At 59.3% G+C, this 14,219-nt stretch carries 14 protein-coding genes and 1 other RNA gene; 9 read left to right on the top strand and 6 right to left on the bottom strand.

From position 1 onward, the window contains the following. Positions 1-24 precede the first annotated feature (24 nt). The 6 genes from BT204_RS01695 to BT204_RS01670 all read left to right on the top strand — a co-directional run bounded on the left by BT204_RS01695 (position 25) and on the right by BT204_RS01670 (position 7,298). Entirely contained in the window at positions 25-720 is a 696-nt protein-coding gene (locus BT204_RS01695; protein WP_072445618.1) for a FadR/GntR family transcriptional regulator, read from the top strand. 121 nt (positions 721-841) lie between these two features. Next, on the top strand, positions 842-1,171 hold the full coding sequence (gene trxA / locus BT204_RS01690; protein WP_034129019.1) for a thioredoxin TrxA: 330 nt from the start codon (positions 842-844) through the stop codon (positions 1,169-1,171). Between the two features lie 234 nt (positions 1,172-1,405). Next, positions 1,406-2,665, top strand: a complete 1,260-nt coding sequence (gene rho / locus BT204_RS01685; RefSeq protein WP_003176825.1) for a transcription termination factor Rho — start codon at positions 1,406-1,408, stop codon at positions 2,663-2,665. A gap of 156 nt (positions 2,666-2,821) precedes the next feature. Next, a complete protein-coding gene (locus tag BT204_RS01680; RefSeq protein WP_072445617.1) occupies positions 2,822-4,804 on the top strand; it encodes an acyltransferase family protein in 1,983 nt (660 codons plus the stop codon). Between the two features lie 59 nt (positions 4,805-4,863). Then, the gene (gene ubiD, locus BT204_RS01675; RefSeq protein ID WP_003195329.1) at positions 4,864-6,330 is read left to right on the top strand and encodes a 4-hydroxy-3-polyprenylbenzoate decarboxylase; all 1,467 of its coding nucleotides are present in this window, start codon (positions 4,864-4,866) and stop codon (positions 6,328-6,330) included. Further along, entirely contained in the window at positions 6,330-7,298 is a 969-nt protein-coding gene (locus BT204_RS01670) for a CDP-6-deoxy-delta-3,4-glucoseen reductase (protein ID WP_034129017.1), read from the top strand. Before ubiD ends, BT204_RS01670 begins: the two co-directional genes overlap by 1 nt. A 60-nt stretch (positions 7,299-7,358) precedes the next feature. Here the strand turns inward: BT204_RS01670 and BT204_RS01665 are convergent, their stop codons facing one another. Next, complete coding sequence (locus tag BT204_RS01665; RefSeq protein ID WP_034129016.1) at positions 7,359-7,841, bottom strand: hypothetical protein; 483 nt, start codon at positions 7,839-7,841, stop codon at positions 7,359-7,361. 250 nt (positions 7,842-8,091) lie between these two features. On the opposite strand from BT204_RS01665, the gene BT204_RS01660 reads away from it, so the two are divergent. Continuing rightward, complete coding sequence (locus BT204_RS01660) at positions 8,092-8,745, top strand: gamma-glutamylcyclotransferase (RefSeq protein ID WP_034129015.1); 654 nt, start codon at positions 8,092-8,094, stop codon at positions 8,743-8,745. Here BT204_RS01660 and glpT read toward each other — a convergent pair. Beyond that, positions 8,742-10,079: a glycerol-3-phosphate transporter gene (gene glpT, locus BT204_RS01655; RefSeq protein WP_032878817.1), complete on the bottom strand. Its 1,338-nt coding sequence runs from the start codon at positions 10,077-10,079 to the stop codon at positions 8,742-8,744. The two genes, BT204_RS01660 and glpT, sit on opposite strands and share 4 nt — an antisense overlap. 813 nt (positions 10,080-10,892) lie before the next feature. Then, positions 10,893-11,870, bottom strand: coding sequence for an NADPH:quinone oxidoreductase family protein (locus BT204_RS01650; RefSeq protein ID WP_072445616.1), 978 nt, complete (start codon positions 11,868-11,870; stop codon positions 10,893-10,895). Between the two features lie 150 nt (positions 11,871-12,020). Here BT204_RS01650 and BT204_RS01645 point away from each other — a divergent pair, with 150 nt between their 5' ends. Beyond that, positions 12,021-12,428: a flagellar basal body-associated protein FliL gene (locus tag BT204_RS01645; RefSeq protein ID WP_014720413.1), complete on the top strand. Its 408-nt coding sequence runs from the start codon at positions 12,021-12,023 to the stop codon at positions 12,426-12,428. A gap of 109 nt (positions 12,429-12,537) precedes the next feature. On the opposite strand, the gene BT204_RS01640 is transcribed toward BT204_RS01645, so the two are convergent. Continuing rightward, positions 12,538-12,987 carry an EVE domain-containing protein gene (locus BT204_RS01640; RefSeq protein WP_057975322.1) on the bottom strand — a complete coding sequence of 150 codons (450 nt, stop codon included), beginning with the start codon at positions 12,985-12,987 and terminating at the stop codon, positions 12,538-12,540. A 195-nt stretch (positions 12,988-13,182) separates the two neighbouring features. Here BT204_RS01640 and BT204_RS27815 point away from each other — a divergent pair, with 195 nt between their 5' ends. After that, positions 13,183-13,332 carry a hypothetical protein gene (locus BT204_RS27815; protein ID WP_010207387.1) on the top strand — a complete coding sequence of 50 codons (150 nt, stop codon included), beginning with the start codon at positions 13,183-13,185 and terminating at the stop codon, positions 13,330-13,332. Between the two features lie 9 nt (positions 13,333-13,341). On the opposite strand, the gene BT204_RS01635 is transcribed toward BT204_RS27815, so the two are convergent. Beyond that, positions 13,342-13,974: a 5-formyltetrahydrofolate cyclo-ligase gene (locus BT204_RS01635; RefSeq protein ID WP_054917082.1), complete on the bottom strand. Its 633-nt coding sequence runs from the start codon at positions 13,972-13,974 to the stop codon at positions 13,342-13,344. A gap of 57 nt (positions 13,975-14,031) precedes the next feature. Continuing rightward, a non-coding RNA gene (gene ssrS, locus BT204_RS01630) (6S RNA) lies at positions 14,032-14,210 on the bottom strand. Positions 14,211-14,219: the final 9 nt, after the last annotated feature.

The following is a 14,219-nucleotide window of genomic DNA, read 5'->3' as shown; positions in this document are numbered from 1 at the left end:
AGCTATCGGGAACCTGTGCTTTTTATGAATTCCATTGCCCAAGCCGTACCGGAAGCGGCCTTGCAGGCCATCCGCAAACTCATCAAGGAGCAAGGCTTCGGGCCGGGCGATGCGTTACCGTCCCAGCGCGACCTGGCCCTGCAATTGGGGGTGAGCCGGGCTTCGTTGCGTGAGGCGCTGTCATCGCTTAGCGCCTTGGGCGTGGTCAGTGTGCAGCCGGGCAAGGGCGTGTTCGTGCAGGATGTGCAAGAAGCGCCCGGGTTTGCCTGGCCCTTCGCGGCGCAGGCTACGCCGCCGGATATCTTCCAGCTGCGCTACGCATTGGAGGGGTTTGCGGCGGGGTTGGCAGCAATGGCACTGACCATCGAGGCGCTGGACAGCCTGGAGGATAATGTCGAAGCCATGCACAGAGTGCTCAAGGCGGGTGACTTCGAAGCGGCCGCTCGCCTGGACTTCGAATTTCACCAGTGCATTCTGCTGGCCAGCGGTAACCAGGCAATGGTGAGTATCCTCAGTGCCAGTGCCGAGGTGTTTTTGGAGAGTCAGAAACTACCGTTCATCCGGCCGGAGCGGGCCATGGAAACCTGGCAGGAACATCGCAGGATCCTGCGCGCCCTGGCCCGCCGCAACAGTACGACGGCGCAGAAAACCATGCAGGAACATATACGTAATGCTGCGTTGCGCACGGGCATTGCGTTCGTGACGCCCGTTACGTCGTGAGTGGGGTCATACCCACACTCATTCAACTTCATAGCAAGACTCAATCAGACGCGGCTTCCTGAACAGGGGAAGGGCGGCTATGATGGGCAACGTTTTTTTTGCTTACAATCCGGAGACATCCATGAGCAACGATCTTATCAAGCACGTCACCGACGCGACCTTTGAGGCCGAAGTACTCAAGGCTGCCGGCCCGGTGCTGGTTGACTACTGGGCTGAATGGTGCGGCCCTTGCAAAATGATCGCTCCGGTCCTGGACGACATTGCAACCACCTACGAAGGCAAGCTGACCGTTGCCAAGCTGAACATCGACGACAACCAGGAAACTCCGGCCAAGCATGGCGTACGTGGTATTCCTACGCTGATGCTGTTCAAGAACGGCAATGTTGAAGCGACTAAAGTGGGCGCGCTGTCGAAGTCCCAGCTGCAAGCTTTCCTCGACGCGAACATCTAAGCGTCGTCAAAAAAGCCCCGCAAATAGCGGGGCTTTTTCGTAAAGCAGGGCTAGACGCTCCGAAATCCAGGTGGTACATTCGGCCCCGCAGTGGTTTCTCCACTGCCCCCTGCAAGCCGTCGCCGACGCATTCCTTTTCGATTAGTACGCGATCCTGTCGCCTTCTCTGCGGCGCGGCCTCATTAAGCCAAAAGCTTAATTTCCCCCCTCCATAAATGATTACGTCATTCCTATATGAATCTGACTGAACTCAAGCAAAAGCCGATTACCGACCTGCTCCAATTGGCCGAAGAAATGGGCATAGAAAATATGGCCCGTTCGCGCAAGCAGGACGTGATTTTCTCCCTGCTCAAGAAGCACGCGAAAAGCGGCGAGGAAATCTCCGGTGATGGCGTGCTGGAGATCCTCCAGGACGGCTTCGGCTTCCTCCGCTCTGCAGACGCGTCCTATCTCGCCGGCCCAGACGATATCTACGTCTCGCCGAGCCAGATCCGTCGCTTCAACTTGCGCACTGGTGACACCATCGTTGGCAAGATCCGTCCTCCGAAGGAAGGCGAGCGTTACTTCGCCCTGCTCAAGGTCGACACGATCAACTTCGACCGCCCAGAGAACGCGAAAAACAAGATTCTCTTCGAGAACCTGACCCCGCTGTTCCCGACCGTGCGCATGAAGATGGAAGCCGGTAACGGCTCCACCGAAGACTTGACCGGTCGTGTGATCGATCTCTGCGCTCCGATCGGCAAAGGCCAGCGTGGCCTGATCGTCGCACCGCCGAAAGCCGGCAAGACCATCATGCTGCAGAACATCGCCGCGAACATTGCACGTAACAACCCTGAAGTTCATCTGATCGTGCTGTTGATCGATGAGCGTCCGGAAGAAGTGACCGAGATGCAGCGCACCGTGCGCGGCGAAGTGGTTGCCTCGACGTTCGATGAGCCGCCAACCCGCCACGTGCAGGTTGCCGAAATGGTGATCGAAAAGGCCAAGCGCCTGGTCGAGCACAAGAAAGACGTGGTGATCCTGCTCGATTCCATCACGCGTCTGGCCCGTGCCTACAACACCGTGATCCCGAGCTCCGGCAAGGTGCTGACCGGTGGTGTCGATGCCCACGCCCTGGAGAAACCAAAGCGTTTCTTCGGCGCTGCGCGGAACATCGAAGAAGGCGGCTCGCTGACCATTATCGCCACCGCGCTGGTTGAAACCGGCTCGAAGATGGACGAAGTGATCTACGAAGAGTTCAAGGGTACCGGCAACATGGAACTGCCTTTGGACCGCCGCATCGCTGAAAAGCGTGTGTTCCCGGCGATCAACATCAACCGCTCCGGCACCCGCCGCGAAGAGTTGCTGACCGCAGACGACGAACTGCAGCGTATGTGGATCCTGCGCAAGCTGCTGCACCCGATGGACGAAGTTGCGGCCATAGAGTTTCTGATCGACAAGCTGAAAACCACCAAGACCAACGACGAGTTCTTCCTGTCGATGAAACGCAAGTAATACAGCGTTTCAGGTCCAAAAAAATGGCGTCCTTAATGGGACGCCATTTTTTTTGCGTCGAGATTCTGCGATTTTTGTGGCATAAGTATCCGTTAAGTAACAAAAATTGACGCGTGACTTCGCTCATCCCTTTCGTCGCAGACTGACCACATTCTTATGACCACCCTTGCTTACCGCAGAGACATCGATGGCCTGCGTGCCATTGCTGTCCTTGCAGTCGTGTTGTTCCACTTTGGTGTCCCTGGCATTACTGGCGGTTTTGTTGGCGTTGACGTCTTCTTCGTCATCTCAGGTTTCCTGATCACGTCAATTATCTGGCGTGAGCGTCAAGCTGGACGCTTCAGCTTCATCGACTTCTGGGCTCGTCGAGCCCGGCGTATCTTGCCGGCCCTGTTTGTGATGATCGCCGCGACACTGGCAGTGGGTTGGTTTCTGTTGGCGCCCAAGGACTATGAGGAGTTAGGGCGGTCTGCGCACTATCAGGTGACCTTTACGTCGAACCTGTTGTTCTCGCGTCAGCATGGCTACTTTGATGCCTCATCCGACATCAAGCCCTTGCTGCATACCTGGTCGCTTGCAGTAGAAGAGCAGTTCTATATTTTCTTCCCATTGCTGCTGACGTTGCTTTCCAGTCGGTTGAAGCACTGGCGCCTGGCATTGTTCGCGGTACTGTTGGTGTCGTTTGGCATGAGCGTCTGGGCGGTTCAGCATGAGCCGCAGAAAGCCTTCTTCCTGTTGCACTTGCGGGCCTGGGAACTACTGGCCGGTGCAATGCTGGCGGTGCAGCCCAAGCGTGAATGGCGCGCCTCGCCGGCCTTGGCTCAAGGGGTCAGCCTGGCTTCCCTGGCATTGATCCTCATCGCTGTGCTGGGCTACGACGCGAAAACGCCGTTCCCAGGTGCGACCGCGTTGTTGCCCGTGCTGGGGGTGGTCGGGTTGATCTGGGCCAACGGTCAGCAACAGACCTGGGTCGCTCGCCTGTTGGGCACACGGATCATAGTGGGTATCGGGCTGATCTCTTATTCCTGGTACCTCTGGCACTGGCCGGTGTTCGTGTACGCCAACTATGCCGCGGTGGATGGCTTGAGCGCGCTGGAGCTGGCGGGGCTGATGCTGCTTTCGCTGGTGCTGGGCTATCTGTCCTGGCGCTTCGTGGAAACGCCGTTCCGGGAAAAACGTTTGCTGGCTTCGCGTAAGGCGATTCTGGCGTCAGCCATGGTCGGCATTCTGGGGTTGGGCTTCACTGGCCTTGCGATACGCGAAGCTGACGGCGTGCCTTCGCGCTTGTCCGAACAGGCGTTGCGTTTTGCCCAGGCCAAGAAGTGGAGCCCTGACCTGCTGGCGTGCATGGCCGACAAAGATACGCCCGATGAACGCTTGTTCTGCCATTTCGGCCCGAAAGGCCAATCTGTTTCAGCGCTGGTATGGGGCGACAGTCACGCCACTGCGCTGATACCCGCACTTAAAGAGGGCGCTGATCGCCACGATATCAGCCTGGTCGAAGCCAGTTTTGCCGGCTGTATTCCCCTCGATGGCCTGGAGAATATTGCCCGCTGCGCGCATTTCAATCGTCGCGTCGAGAAGGCCATGTCCGAGCAGGCTTTCAGCGATGTGGTGTTGGCCGCCCGCTGGAGCCTGTATGTGTACGGGCAAATGTCCGGTGACAAGGAGCATGCGCTCAAAGACCCGGGCACCGGCCAGTATGTGCGTGCCGTCGCCGAACAACGCTTTGCCCAGGGCTTGCGCGAGCGCATCCAGGGCTTGCGCGCTGCCGGGCACAAGGTCTGGCTGGTCAAGGAAGTGCCGCTGCAGGAAATCATCGTACCTTACCGTCTCAGCCGCCTGGCCATGATGAACCGCCCCGTGGACGGTGAAGGGCTCGCCGTGGCCGAGCATGTAAAGCGCCAGGCCTTTATCACGCACTTGTTTGATGAGTTGGCGGCGGCCGACAGCGGTGTCGCGGTGCTGGACCCTGCACCTTTGCTGTGTGGCACCGACGGTGTATGCCGGGTCGAACTCAATGGCCGAGCGCTGTATACCGACGATAACCACCTTTCAGACGTCGGCGCGCGACACATCGAAGCCTTCCTGGAGCCGTTGTTCAGTTCGTTGCAATCACGCGGATTGACGGCCAATTAAGCTGCCAGCCGCCCTCAGAGCAGGTAGGATGTACGCCTATTTTACGGGTGGCATGGTTAATGAAATTCAAGGATCTTCGGGATTTCGTGCAGCAACTTGAGCAGCGCGGAGAGTTGAAACGTATCCAGATGCCGATTTCTCCGGTGCTGGAAATGACTGAGATTTGCGACCGCACCTTGCGCAACAAGGGCCCGGCGCTGTTGTTCGAAAACCCGACCGGCTTCGATATTCCGGTGCTGGGCAACCTGTTCGGCACTCCCGAGCGCGTGGCCTTTGGCATGGGCGCCGAGTCCGTCAGCGAACTGCGCGAGATCGGCAAGCTGCTGGCCTTTCTCAAGGAGCCCGAGCCGCCCAAGGGCTTGAAGGACGCCTGGTCCAAGCTGCCGATCTTCCGCAAGATCATTGCCATGGCCCCCAAGGTGGTCAAGGACGCGGTGTGCCAGGAAGTGGTCATTGAGGGCGACGATGTCGACCTGGCCATGCTCCCGGTGCAAACCTGCTGGCCCGGCGACGTCGGCCCGCTGATCACCTGGGGCCTGACCGTCACCAAAGGCCCGAACAAGGACCGCCAGAACCTCGGTATCTACCGTCAGCAAGTCATTGGCCGTAACAAAGTGATCATGCGCTGGCTGAGCCACCGTGGCGGCGCCCTCGACTTCCGTGAGTGGTGCGAAAAGCATCCCGGCAAGCCGTTCCCGGTATCCGTGGCCCTGGGTGCCGACCCGGCGACCATCCTCGGCGCGGTCACGCCCGTACCTGACAGCCTCTCCGAGTACGCTTTCGCCGGTTTGTTGCGCGGTAATCGCACGGAGCTGGTGAAGTGCCGCGGTAATGACCTGCAAGTGCCGGCCACCGCCGAAATCATCCTTGAAGGCGTGATTCACCCAGGTGAAATGGCCGATGAAGGCCCCTACGGCGACCACACCGGTTACTACAACGAAGTCGACAGCTTCCCGGTGTTCACCGTCGAGCGCATCACCCATCGGGTCAAGCCGATCTACCACAGCACCTACACGGGTCGTCCGCCCGATGAGCCCGCCATCCTCGGCGTGGCGCTCAACGAAGTGTTCGTGCCGATCCTGCAAAAGCAATTCCCGGAAATCACCGACTTCTACCTGCCGCCCGAGGGCTGTTCGTATCGCATGGCCATCGTGACCATGAAGAAGTCGTATCCGGGGCATGCCAAGCGGGTAATGCTCGGCGTATGGTCGTTTTTGCGACAGTTCATGTACACCAAGTTCGTTATTGTCACCGACGACGACATCAATGCCCGGGACTGGAACGACGTGATCTGGGCCATCACCACGCGCATGGACCCCAAGCGCGATACGGTGATGATCGACAACACGCCTATCGACTACCTCGACTTCGCGTCGCCGGTATCGGGCCTTGGCTCAAAGATGGGCCTGGATGCCACGCACAAATGGCCGGGCGAAACCACGCGTGAGTGGGGCCGGGTGATCGTCAAGGATGAAGCCGTCACGGCGCGGGTCGATGCGATCTGGAAAGAATTGGGAATAGATTGATGCGTGTAACCCTGCAACCTTCCGGTGCTGTGCTGGAGCTGGCTCCTGGCGAGCGAATCCTCGAAGGCGCCCGTCGCCTGGGCTATGAGTGCCCTCAAGCCTGTCGCAATGGCGTGTGCCATGTCTGCGCGGCGTTGCTGGTGGAGGGCCGGGTACGCCAAGCCGGGGAAGTGCGCGATCATGGGGAGTTCTACACCTGTATCGCCGAGCCCCTGGAGGATTGTGTGGTGCTGTGGGATGGCGTTCTGGCGCCGGGAGAGTTGCCGTTGCGCAAATTGTCGTGCCAATTGATCGAGTGTGCGCAAGTGGGTGGCGATGTGTGGCGCGTGCGCCTGCGCGCCCCGGCTGGCAAGGCGGTGCGTTATCACGCCGGGCAATACCTGATGATCGAGCGGGACAACGGCGAGAAGTCAGCGTTTTCCCTGGCCTCGGCGCCCCATGCCGGGCGTGAGTTGGAGTTGCATGTACTGGCACGGGAAGCCAGCGCGCGCAGCCTCATCGAACAGTTGCAGCGTAACCAGATGGCGCGCGTCGAGCTGCCGTTTGGCGACACTCACCTGGCTGAACTGCCAGACGGGCCACTGGTACTGATGGCCGCCGGCACCGGCATGGCGCAGATGAACAGTCTGATCGAGCATTGCCGCGCTTCAGGTTTCAAGCACCCGGTGCATCTGTATTGGGGCGTGCGTCTGCCGGAAGATTTCTACGAAATCGAGCATTGGGATCAATGGCTGCAATTACCCAACCTGTTCCTGCACAAAGTCGTCAGCGACCTGTGTGGTTGGGAAGGGCGCTGTGGTTTGCTGCATGAGGCAGTGTGCGAAGACATTGCCGACCTCAATAGCGTGCACGTCTACGCCAGCGGTTCGCCGGCGATGATCTACGGCACGCTGGACGCACTGGTCAGCGCCGGCATGGATGCGCACCGGATGCGCGCCGACGTCTTCGCCTACGCCCCAAGGCCCTGAAGCCTTGCGCTGAATAATGTAGGAGCAGGCAAGTCAGCTCCCACAGGGGACAGTGTCGTGTCAGAAGCGCACGCCAGTTGTCACCATTGCCGCGTTGAACCCGAGCAACACCAACTCCGCCGCCACCGGCCCGTAATGCGCGCCCACCGACGGAATGATCACCGGCGCCACACCGAATCGGTTCAACGGGATCTTGTCGCGGTAGTCGCCGCGATAGCCCTGAAGCAGCCCGCCGGTCAATTTTGCATACACCGGATAGTCGGCCAGGTCATAGCGCTTGCCCGCATAGGCGTAGTACGAGCGCTGGCGGAACGAGTTGCGAAAAGTCACCCCACCATACAACAGCCCCGATGCCTCGTTGCGTTCCAGGCCGATCAAGTCCTGCTTGTTGTTGTGCTCGGGGTCGGGTGCGAAGTGCCGGGTGTAGACACTGGTCTGGGCGTACCAGAAGCCTTTGTCGTCGTTGGCGAGTGGGGTTTCGCTCGCCAGCGCGGTGGTGGCTTGGGCCAGGAACAACAGCCCAGGCAATCGAAATTTTTTCATGGGGCGACCTCGATAGTCGATGTAATGAACGGCTAAGTGGGTCGTTATGTACGCGCTAGTTTGACGGCATGGCGCCCGCCCAGGCTGAACCGGGGCTGACAGTAGCGGGATTAACCGTCCAGATCCTGACGAGTGGCGGCGTTGATTAATGCCCAGTGGCACTTTTTCGCCGTACGGTTACAGCGCTGCGTTTTATTACGGTAAAGTCGCTCACAACTGGTAACACTCAGGAGGCGCACCGCATTTCGCCATGACCGCCATTGAAACCGATCTTCTGCAATTGGCTTACCCTCCGCGCCTCGATCTTGGGCCGCAACTCACACACGAACAGTTGATGAGCTCGATGCAAGCCACCATGGCGCGGCATAAGGGCGGGCCGGTGTGGCTATTTGCTTATGGTTCACTGATCTGGCGCCCTGAATGTTCATCCACCGAGCGCGTACGGGCACGGGTCCACGGTTATCACCGGGGCTTGTACCTGTGGTCCCATGAGCATCGGGGTACGCCGGAATTGCCGGGGTTGGTGTTCGGGCTGGACCGCGGTGGTTCCTGCAGCGGGTTCGCCTACCGTTTGCCGGACGATCAGTTGGAGGCCTCGCTGTATGCCCTGTGGCAACGTGAGATGCCTTACCCCTCTTACCGGCCGCACTGGCTCAGCTGTCGGTTACAGGATGGCAGTACCGTGCAGGCGTTGGGGTTTGTGTTGGAGCGGCATTTGCCCAGCTATGCCGGCAACTTGCCCGATATCGTGCTTAACCATGTACTGCAAAGCGCTTGCGGGCGTTACGGCACGACTCGCGATTATGTCGAGCAGACCGTGAACGCCCTGCGTAGCCACGCCATGCCAGATAAAAACCTGGAGGCGCGGCTCAAGCGTTGTGCCAAGGGTTGCCCGGGCGATTAACGCGCCGAGCTGACACTGTTGGTGTGCCACAGCGTGGGGATCAGGAACGCGATCGCCAGTACGCACGCACCAATCAGCAGCACGAAACCACCGTCCCAGCCGAAATGGTCGACCGTGTAGCCCATGGCCGCACTTGCCGCTACCGAACCGCCCAGATAACCGAACAGACCGGTGAAGCCCGCTGCGGTGCCGGCGGCCTTCTTCGGAGCCAGTTCCAATGCCTGCAGGCCGATCAGCATCACCGGGCCGTAGATCAGGAAGCCGATGGAGAACAGCGCAATCATGTCGATCATCGGGTTGCCCGGCGGGTTGAGCCAGTAAACCAGGGTGGCCACTGTCACCAGGGCCATGAACACGATACCGGTCAGGCCGCGGTTGCCACGGAAGATCTTGTCCGACATCCAGCCGCACAGCAGCGTGCCCGGGATACCTGCCCACTCGTAGAAGAAGTACGCCCAGGACGACTTATCGACCGTGAAGTGCTTGGCTTCTTTCAAGTAGGTCGGCGCCCAGTCCAGTACGCCGTAGCGCAGCAGATAGACAAACACGTTGGCGAAGGCGATGTACCAGAGCATTTTGTTGCGCAGCACGTACTTGACGAAGATTTCCTTGGCGCTGAATTCGTCTTCGTGGCTGGCATCGTAGCCTTCCGGGTAATCGTTCTTGTACTTCTCGATAGGCGGCAGGCCCACCGATTGCGGTGTGTCGCGCATGGTGATGAAGGCAAACGCTGCCACCGCCAAGGCCACGGTGGCCGGTACATAGAACGCCGCATGCCAGTCGTTGAACCACGCCATGCCCAGCAGGAACAGCGGGCCGATCAAGCCACCGCCGACGTTATGCGCCACGTTCCAAACCGACACCACGCCGCCGCGTTCTTTCTGCGACCACCAGTGCACCATGGTCCGCCCACTTGGCGGCCAGCCCATGCCCTGGGCCCAGCCGTTGATGAACAGCAAAATGAACATCATGGTCACGCTGGACGTTGCCCAAGGTGCGAAACCGAAAATGAACATCACCCCCGCCGAAACCAGCAGGCCAAAGGGCAGGAAATAGCGTGGGTTGGAGCGGTCGGACACCAGGCCCATGAGGAACTTGGACAAGCCGTAGGCAATCGCAATCGCCGACATTGCCAGGCCCAGTTCACCGCGGGTGTAACCCTCGTCGATCAGGTAGGGCATGGCCAGGGAGAAGTTTTTACGCAGCAGGTAGTAACCGGCGTAACCAAAGAAAATACCCGCGAAGATCTGCCAGCGCAGCCGTCGGTAGGTACTGTCTATTTTTTCTTCAGGCAGGGGCGCCTGGTGTGCGGCAGGACGAAAGAAAGCAAACATTCAAGAGCTCCAAATTTCTTGTTTTGACTGCGGATGCGAATGTTACAGTTTCGTTACCGAAAATAGCATCGCCTCTTATCCGCAAACACAGGAAACGCGAGCAATTGCATGTTCTTTTACGAACATGTCGCTAATAGATAAGTTGTGGTCGTAACGGATTCCTCAGAGCCAACACAGATCAACTGTGGGAGCTGGCTTGCCTGCGATAGCGCTAGGTCAGACACCCCATCAGCACCTGTCAGACCGCTATCGCAGCATAGGTATCTACACAACTTTGTAGGTTGGAGCAGCCGACGGTAACCACGATGCGAAGCGAGTCGCTCTTGCTCTGCGTTTGATCTTGATCTTAAGCGCCCCGTCAAACCACGCTGGCCGGAATTCGACAGGGATTTGGGGGGTAAACCGGCAGGGATGCCGGTTTAGCCGCCCCGCGCCATGGATGGCGCGTGGCGGCGGCCCCCCAAATCACTGGCGGATTACGGGCACACCGAGCCCAAGCGAGGTGCCGAGTGGTGGGGCAAGAGCGCTTTGCTTACTTTCGCGCTTTTCGAAAGTGAGCCGCCGTCAGGGCGGAACCCTAGGTGGCCGTTACCTAAATAAAGGATATGTACCCGGTCCAACTGCGTTGACCGTTAGGCCGACTTCGCAGGCAAGCCAGCTCCCACATTTGGATCGTGGCGTGTCAGGCAGATCTGCGTCGGTTGGTAGGTCGTCACGGGAGCAAGCTCCCTCGCCACAGGTTCAGCGTCGCTGCGAAGTTGTGTAGACACCTATGGCTATCGCAGGCAAGCCAGCTCCCACACTGACCCTATTTCAGCGGGTCTGAACGACGACCTTACCCACCGCCTTGCGCTGTCCCAGATCATTGATCGCCTTTGCGGCCTGTTCCAGCGGATACACCTGCGACACCAATGGCTTGAGCTTGCCCTCGCCATACCAGGTGAACAACTGCTGGAAATTCGCTGCATTGTCCTGCGGCTGGCGCTGGGCAAACGAGCCCCAGAACACCCCGACCACCGCTGCGCCCTTGAGCAGCGCCAGGTTCACCGGCAGTTCAGGAATACGCCCACTGGCGAACCCCACCACCAGCAGCCGCCCATTCCAGGCGATCGAACGAATGGCCTGGTCAAACAGGTCGCCACCCACCGGGTCGTAGATAACATCGGCGCCATTGCCATCGGTCAGGCGCTTGACCTCATCCTTGAGGCTGGCTTCGCTGTAGTTGATCAGCTCATCGGCGCCAGCGGCCTTGGCCACTGCGAGCTTGTCGGCGCTGCTGGCGGCGGCAATCACCCGGGCGCCCATGGCCTTGCCGATCTCCACGGCGGCCAGGCCCACGCCACCGGACGCGCCAAGCACCAGCAAGGTTTCGCCGGGTTGCAGGTTGGCGCGTTGTTTGAGCGCGTGCATGGAGGTGCCGTAGGTCATGCTGAAGGCGGCGGCGGTGTTGAAGTCCATGCTCGGCGGGATCGGCAGCACGTTATAGCCGGGCACCGCGACCTGCTCGGCAAAGCTGCCCCAGCCGGTCAACGCCATCACACGGTCACCGACTTTCAGGTGGCTGACTTTCTCACCCACCTCGCTGACCACGCCTGCCGCTTCGCCACCGGGTGAGAACGGAAAGGGCGGCTTGAACTGGTATTTGCCTTCGATGATCAGCGTATCCGGGAAATTCACCCCGGCCGCATGCACGTCCAACAGGATTTCATTCTTTTTGATCGCCGGGCTGGCGATCTCTTCCAGCACCAGGGTTTCGGCGGGGCCGAAGGCTTTGCACAGCACAGCTTTCATCGGACTATTCCTTTTGGCATCGTGGCCGATAAGTGTAGGAGGGTACGCCCGGGGGTCAACGAGCATACCCCCGCCTGATAAGCCGCCATAAGCTTGTGCTCAGCCTTGCTAGCGTTATGCTACCGGGCAACCGAATTCGAGGAATGAACTGTGAAAGCGTGGATCCTGTTGATGCTGGCCCTGACCTTGCCGATGGCAGCCCAGGCCGAAGAGGCCAAAGAAGGCGAGGCGCCGAAGGTCAGCTATATCAGCCTGAGCCCGCCGTTCGTGGGCAATTACGGCCTGGATGGCACGGCCAAGCTCAAGGTCTACAAGGCCGACATTGCTCTGCGCGTGACCGGTGATGAGGCGGCGAAGTTGGTCAAGGCCAACGACCCGTTGATTCGCAACCAACTGGTCGCGCTGTTTACCCAGCAGACCAACGAGACCATGAGCAGTGTGGAAGGGAAGGAAAAGCTGCGTCAGGAAGCGTTGAAGCAAACGCAGCAGGTGATGAACGATGAAACCGGCAAGCCAGTGGTAGAAGACCTGCTGTTCAACAACCTGATCATCCAGTAGGAGCGAGCTTGCTCGCGAAAAACGTCAACGATAACGCGTGCTTCCTGAATAAAAGCGGCGCCTGTGAGTTTTTCGCGAGCAAGCTCGCTCCTACAAGAAGCCAGGTCAGTTAAAGCAAATGAAGGACCACCGCCCACTGTTGCGGTGTGACCGCCATGACCGAAAGCCGGCTGCCTTTCTGCACCAGCGGCATTTCAGCCAGTGCAGTTTGCTGCTTTAGATAGCCAAGGCCCAGCACCTTGGGAAAGGTCTGCACGTGGGCGACATCGATCGCGCTCCACGGGTTTTTCTCCGGGGTGGCCTTGGCGTCGAAATAGTGGCTTTCTGGTTCCAGCGCAGTGGGGTCCGGATAGGCGGCCCGAGTGATTTTGCCGATGCCGGCAATCCCTGGCTCCGGGCAACTGGAATGGTAGAAGAAAAACTCGTCGCCCACGGCCATGGCGCGCAAAAAGTTGCGGGCCTGATAGTTGCGTACCCCGTCCCAGCGCGCTTCGCCGAGCTTCTCCAGGCCGTTGATAGAGAGTTCGTCGGGCTCGGATTTCATCAGCCAGTAGGCCATTGTTGGGCTCCTGAAAAAGGCATTGGGCAAGTTGTCGGGCAATTGCATGACAAACCGACAGTCGGTTGGCGTCAAGGTTTGCGTGTTGGTTCACGTTACCGCAGAATGCGCGCTTTTAAGCTTGACGCAGCTGCAACGGACTACTTTGGAACGTTGTTGTCATCGTGTACGAGGTGCCTGAAAGGGGGGCAATCGATGCAACGTAAGCCGGATTTACTATGGATTTTGGTTATTTTGTTTGGTCTGGGCGTCGTGACCACCGGTTATGCCCAGAGCCTGTGGTCGAACAAGACCGATGCACCGGTTGAACTGGCTCAGCAGCAGCCACAACCGTTCAAGCGTTAACTCAAGCATTCACCAAGGCGCCGCTGTTTCCAGCGGCGTTTGTGCGTCATACCACTGCGTATCAGTCACCGTCCCCGCCAACGGCACATCCCAACTCGCCTGCGCCAGGCGTTCGACTTTCTGGCATTCATGGGCCAGCCCCAGCAGCGTTGGCTTGCGCCAGCTCTGGCGGCGGGCAAGATAGGCCAGGCTGCGATCGTAGAACCCGCCGCCCATGCCCAGGCGCCCACCCACATCGTCGAACCCCACCAACGGCAATAACACCAGGTCCAGCGCCCAGACTTGGCGCTGACGATGGGCATTGACCCGTGGTTCAAGGATGCGAAAGCGGTTGGGCAGCAACTTATCCCCAGGCCGTACGCGCTGGAACACCATCTTGGTGCGCGGCCAGGCGCTGAGCACCGGCAGGTAAGTGGCTTTGCCGCGGCGCTGGGCCGCACGCAGCAGCAGGCGCGGATCGATTTCACCGTCCGTGGGCAGATATAAAGAGATATGTTTGGCCCGGCGAAACAGCGGGTGCTGTGCCAGTTGCCGGTACACACCCTGAGCGGCCTGGCGCTGCTCGCTTGGCGTGAGGGCGCGGCGGGCCTTGCGCAACATGCGTCGAAGTTGCGGACGAGATAGCGGCGCAGGTTCGGTCATGATTTTCGGCTCATAAAACAATGCCAGTCCGGGGACTGGCATTGAGTTTGGGAATTCAGGCTCCCCGACAGAGCCGCTGTCGACTTAGCCCTTGAACCCGAAAGTTCAAGGTGGAAGAAGCAGTAGGCTTTAAGGCTTTCCGTCTAGCGGACATGCACACCAGCCCAACGTGCAACTTCCAGGGTAGTGCGAATCGGCTCAGGGACATCGCCGACTGGCAAACACGCCAGGGAGTGGGGCGAGTA

This window comes from Pseudomonas sp. NFPP02, from assembly GCF_900119355.1.
Taxonomy (GTDB): domain Bacteria; phylum Pseudomonadota; class Gammaproteobacteria; order Pseudomonadales; family Pseudomonadaceae; genus Aquipseudomonas; species Aquipseudomonas paracarnis.
The sequence above is the reverse complement of the archived record's forward strand: the minus strand, read 5'-3'. Positions and strand labels throughout refer to the sequence as shown.

Bases quoted from the DNA above. Each gene is read 5' to 3' on its own strand.
- BT204_RS01670 (WP_034129017.1), top strand. From the start codon at position 6,330: ATGCGTGTAACCCTGCAACCTTCCGGTGCTGTGCTGGAGCTGGCTCCT.
- BT204_RS01640 (WP_057975322.1), bottom strand. From the start codon at position 12,987: ATGGCCTACTGGCTGATGAAATCCGAGCCCGACGAACTCTCTATCAAC.
- BT204_RS01660 (WP_034129015.1), top strand. From the start codon at position 8,092: ATGACCGCCATTGAAACCGATCTTCTGCAATTGGCTTACCCTCCGCGC.
- BT204_RS01650 (WP_072445616.1), bottom strand. From the start codon at position 11,870: ATGAAAGCTGTGCTGTGCAAAGCCTTCGGCCCCGCCGAAACCCTGGTG.
- BT204_RS01665 (WP_034129016.1), bottom strand. From the start codon at position 7,841: ATGAAAAAATTTCGATTGCCTGGGCTGTTGTTCCTGGCCCAAGCCACC.
- glpT (WP_032878817.1), bottom strand. From the start codon at position 10,079: ATGTTTGCTTTCTTTCGTCCTGCCGCACACCAGGCGCCCCTGCCTGAA.
- BT204_RS27815 (WP_010207387.1), top strand. From the start codon at position 13,183: ATGCAACGTAAGCCGGATTTACTATGGATTTTGGTTATTTTGTTTGGT.
- trxA (WP_034129019.1), top strand. From the start codon at position 842: ATGAGCAACGATCTTATCAAGCACGTCACCGACGCGACCTTTGAGGCC.
- BT204_RS01635 (WP_054917082.1), bottom strand. From the start codon at position 13,974: ATGACCGAACCTGCGCCGCTATCTCGTCCGCAACTTCGACGCATGTTG.
- ubiD (WP_003195329.1), top strand. From the start codon at position 4,864: ATGAAATTCAAGGATCTTCGGGATTTCGTGCAGCAACTTGAGCAGCGC.
- BT204_RS01680 (WP_072445617.1), top strand. From the start codon at position 2,822: ATGACCACCCTTGCTTACCGCAGAGACATCGATGGCCTGCGTGCCATT.
- BT204_RS01695 (WP_072445618.1), top strand. From the start codon at position 25: ATGAATTCCATTGCCCAAGCCGTACCGGAAGCGGCCTTGCAGGCCATC.
- rho (WP_003176825.1), top strand. From the start codon at position 1,406: ATGAATCTGACTGAACTCAAGCAAAAGCCGATTACCGACCTGCTCCAA.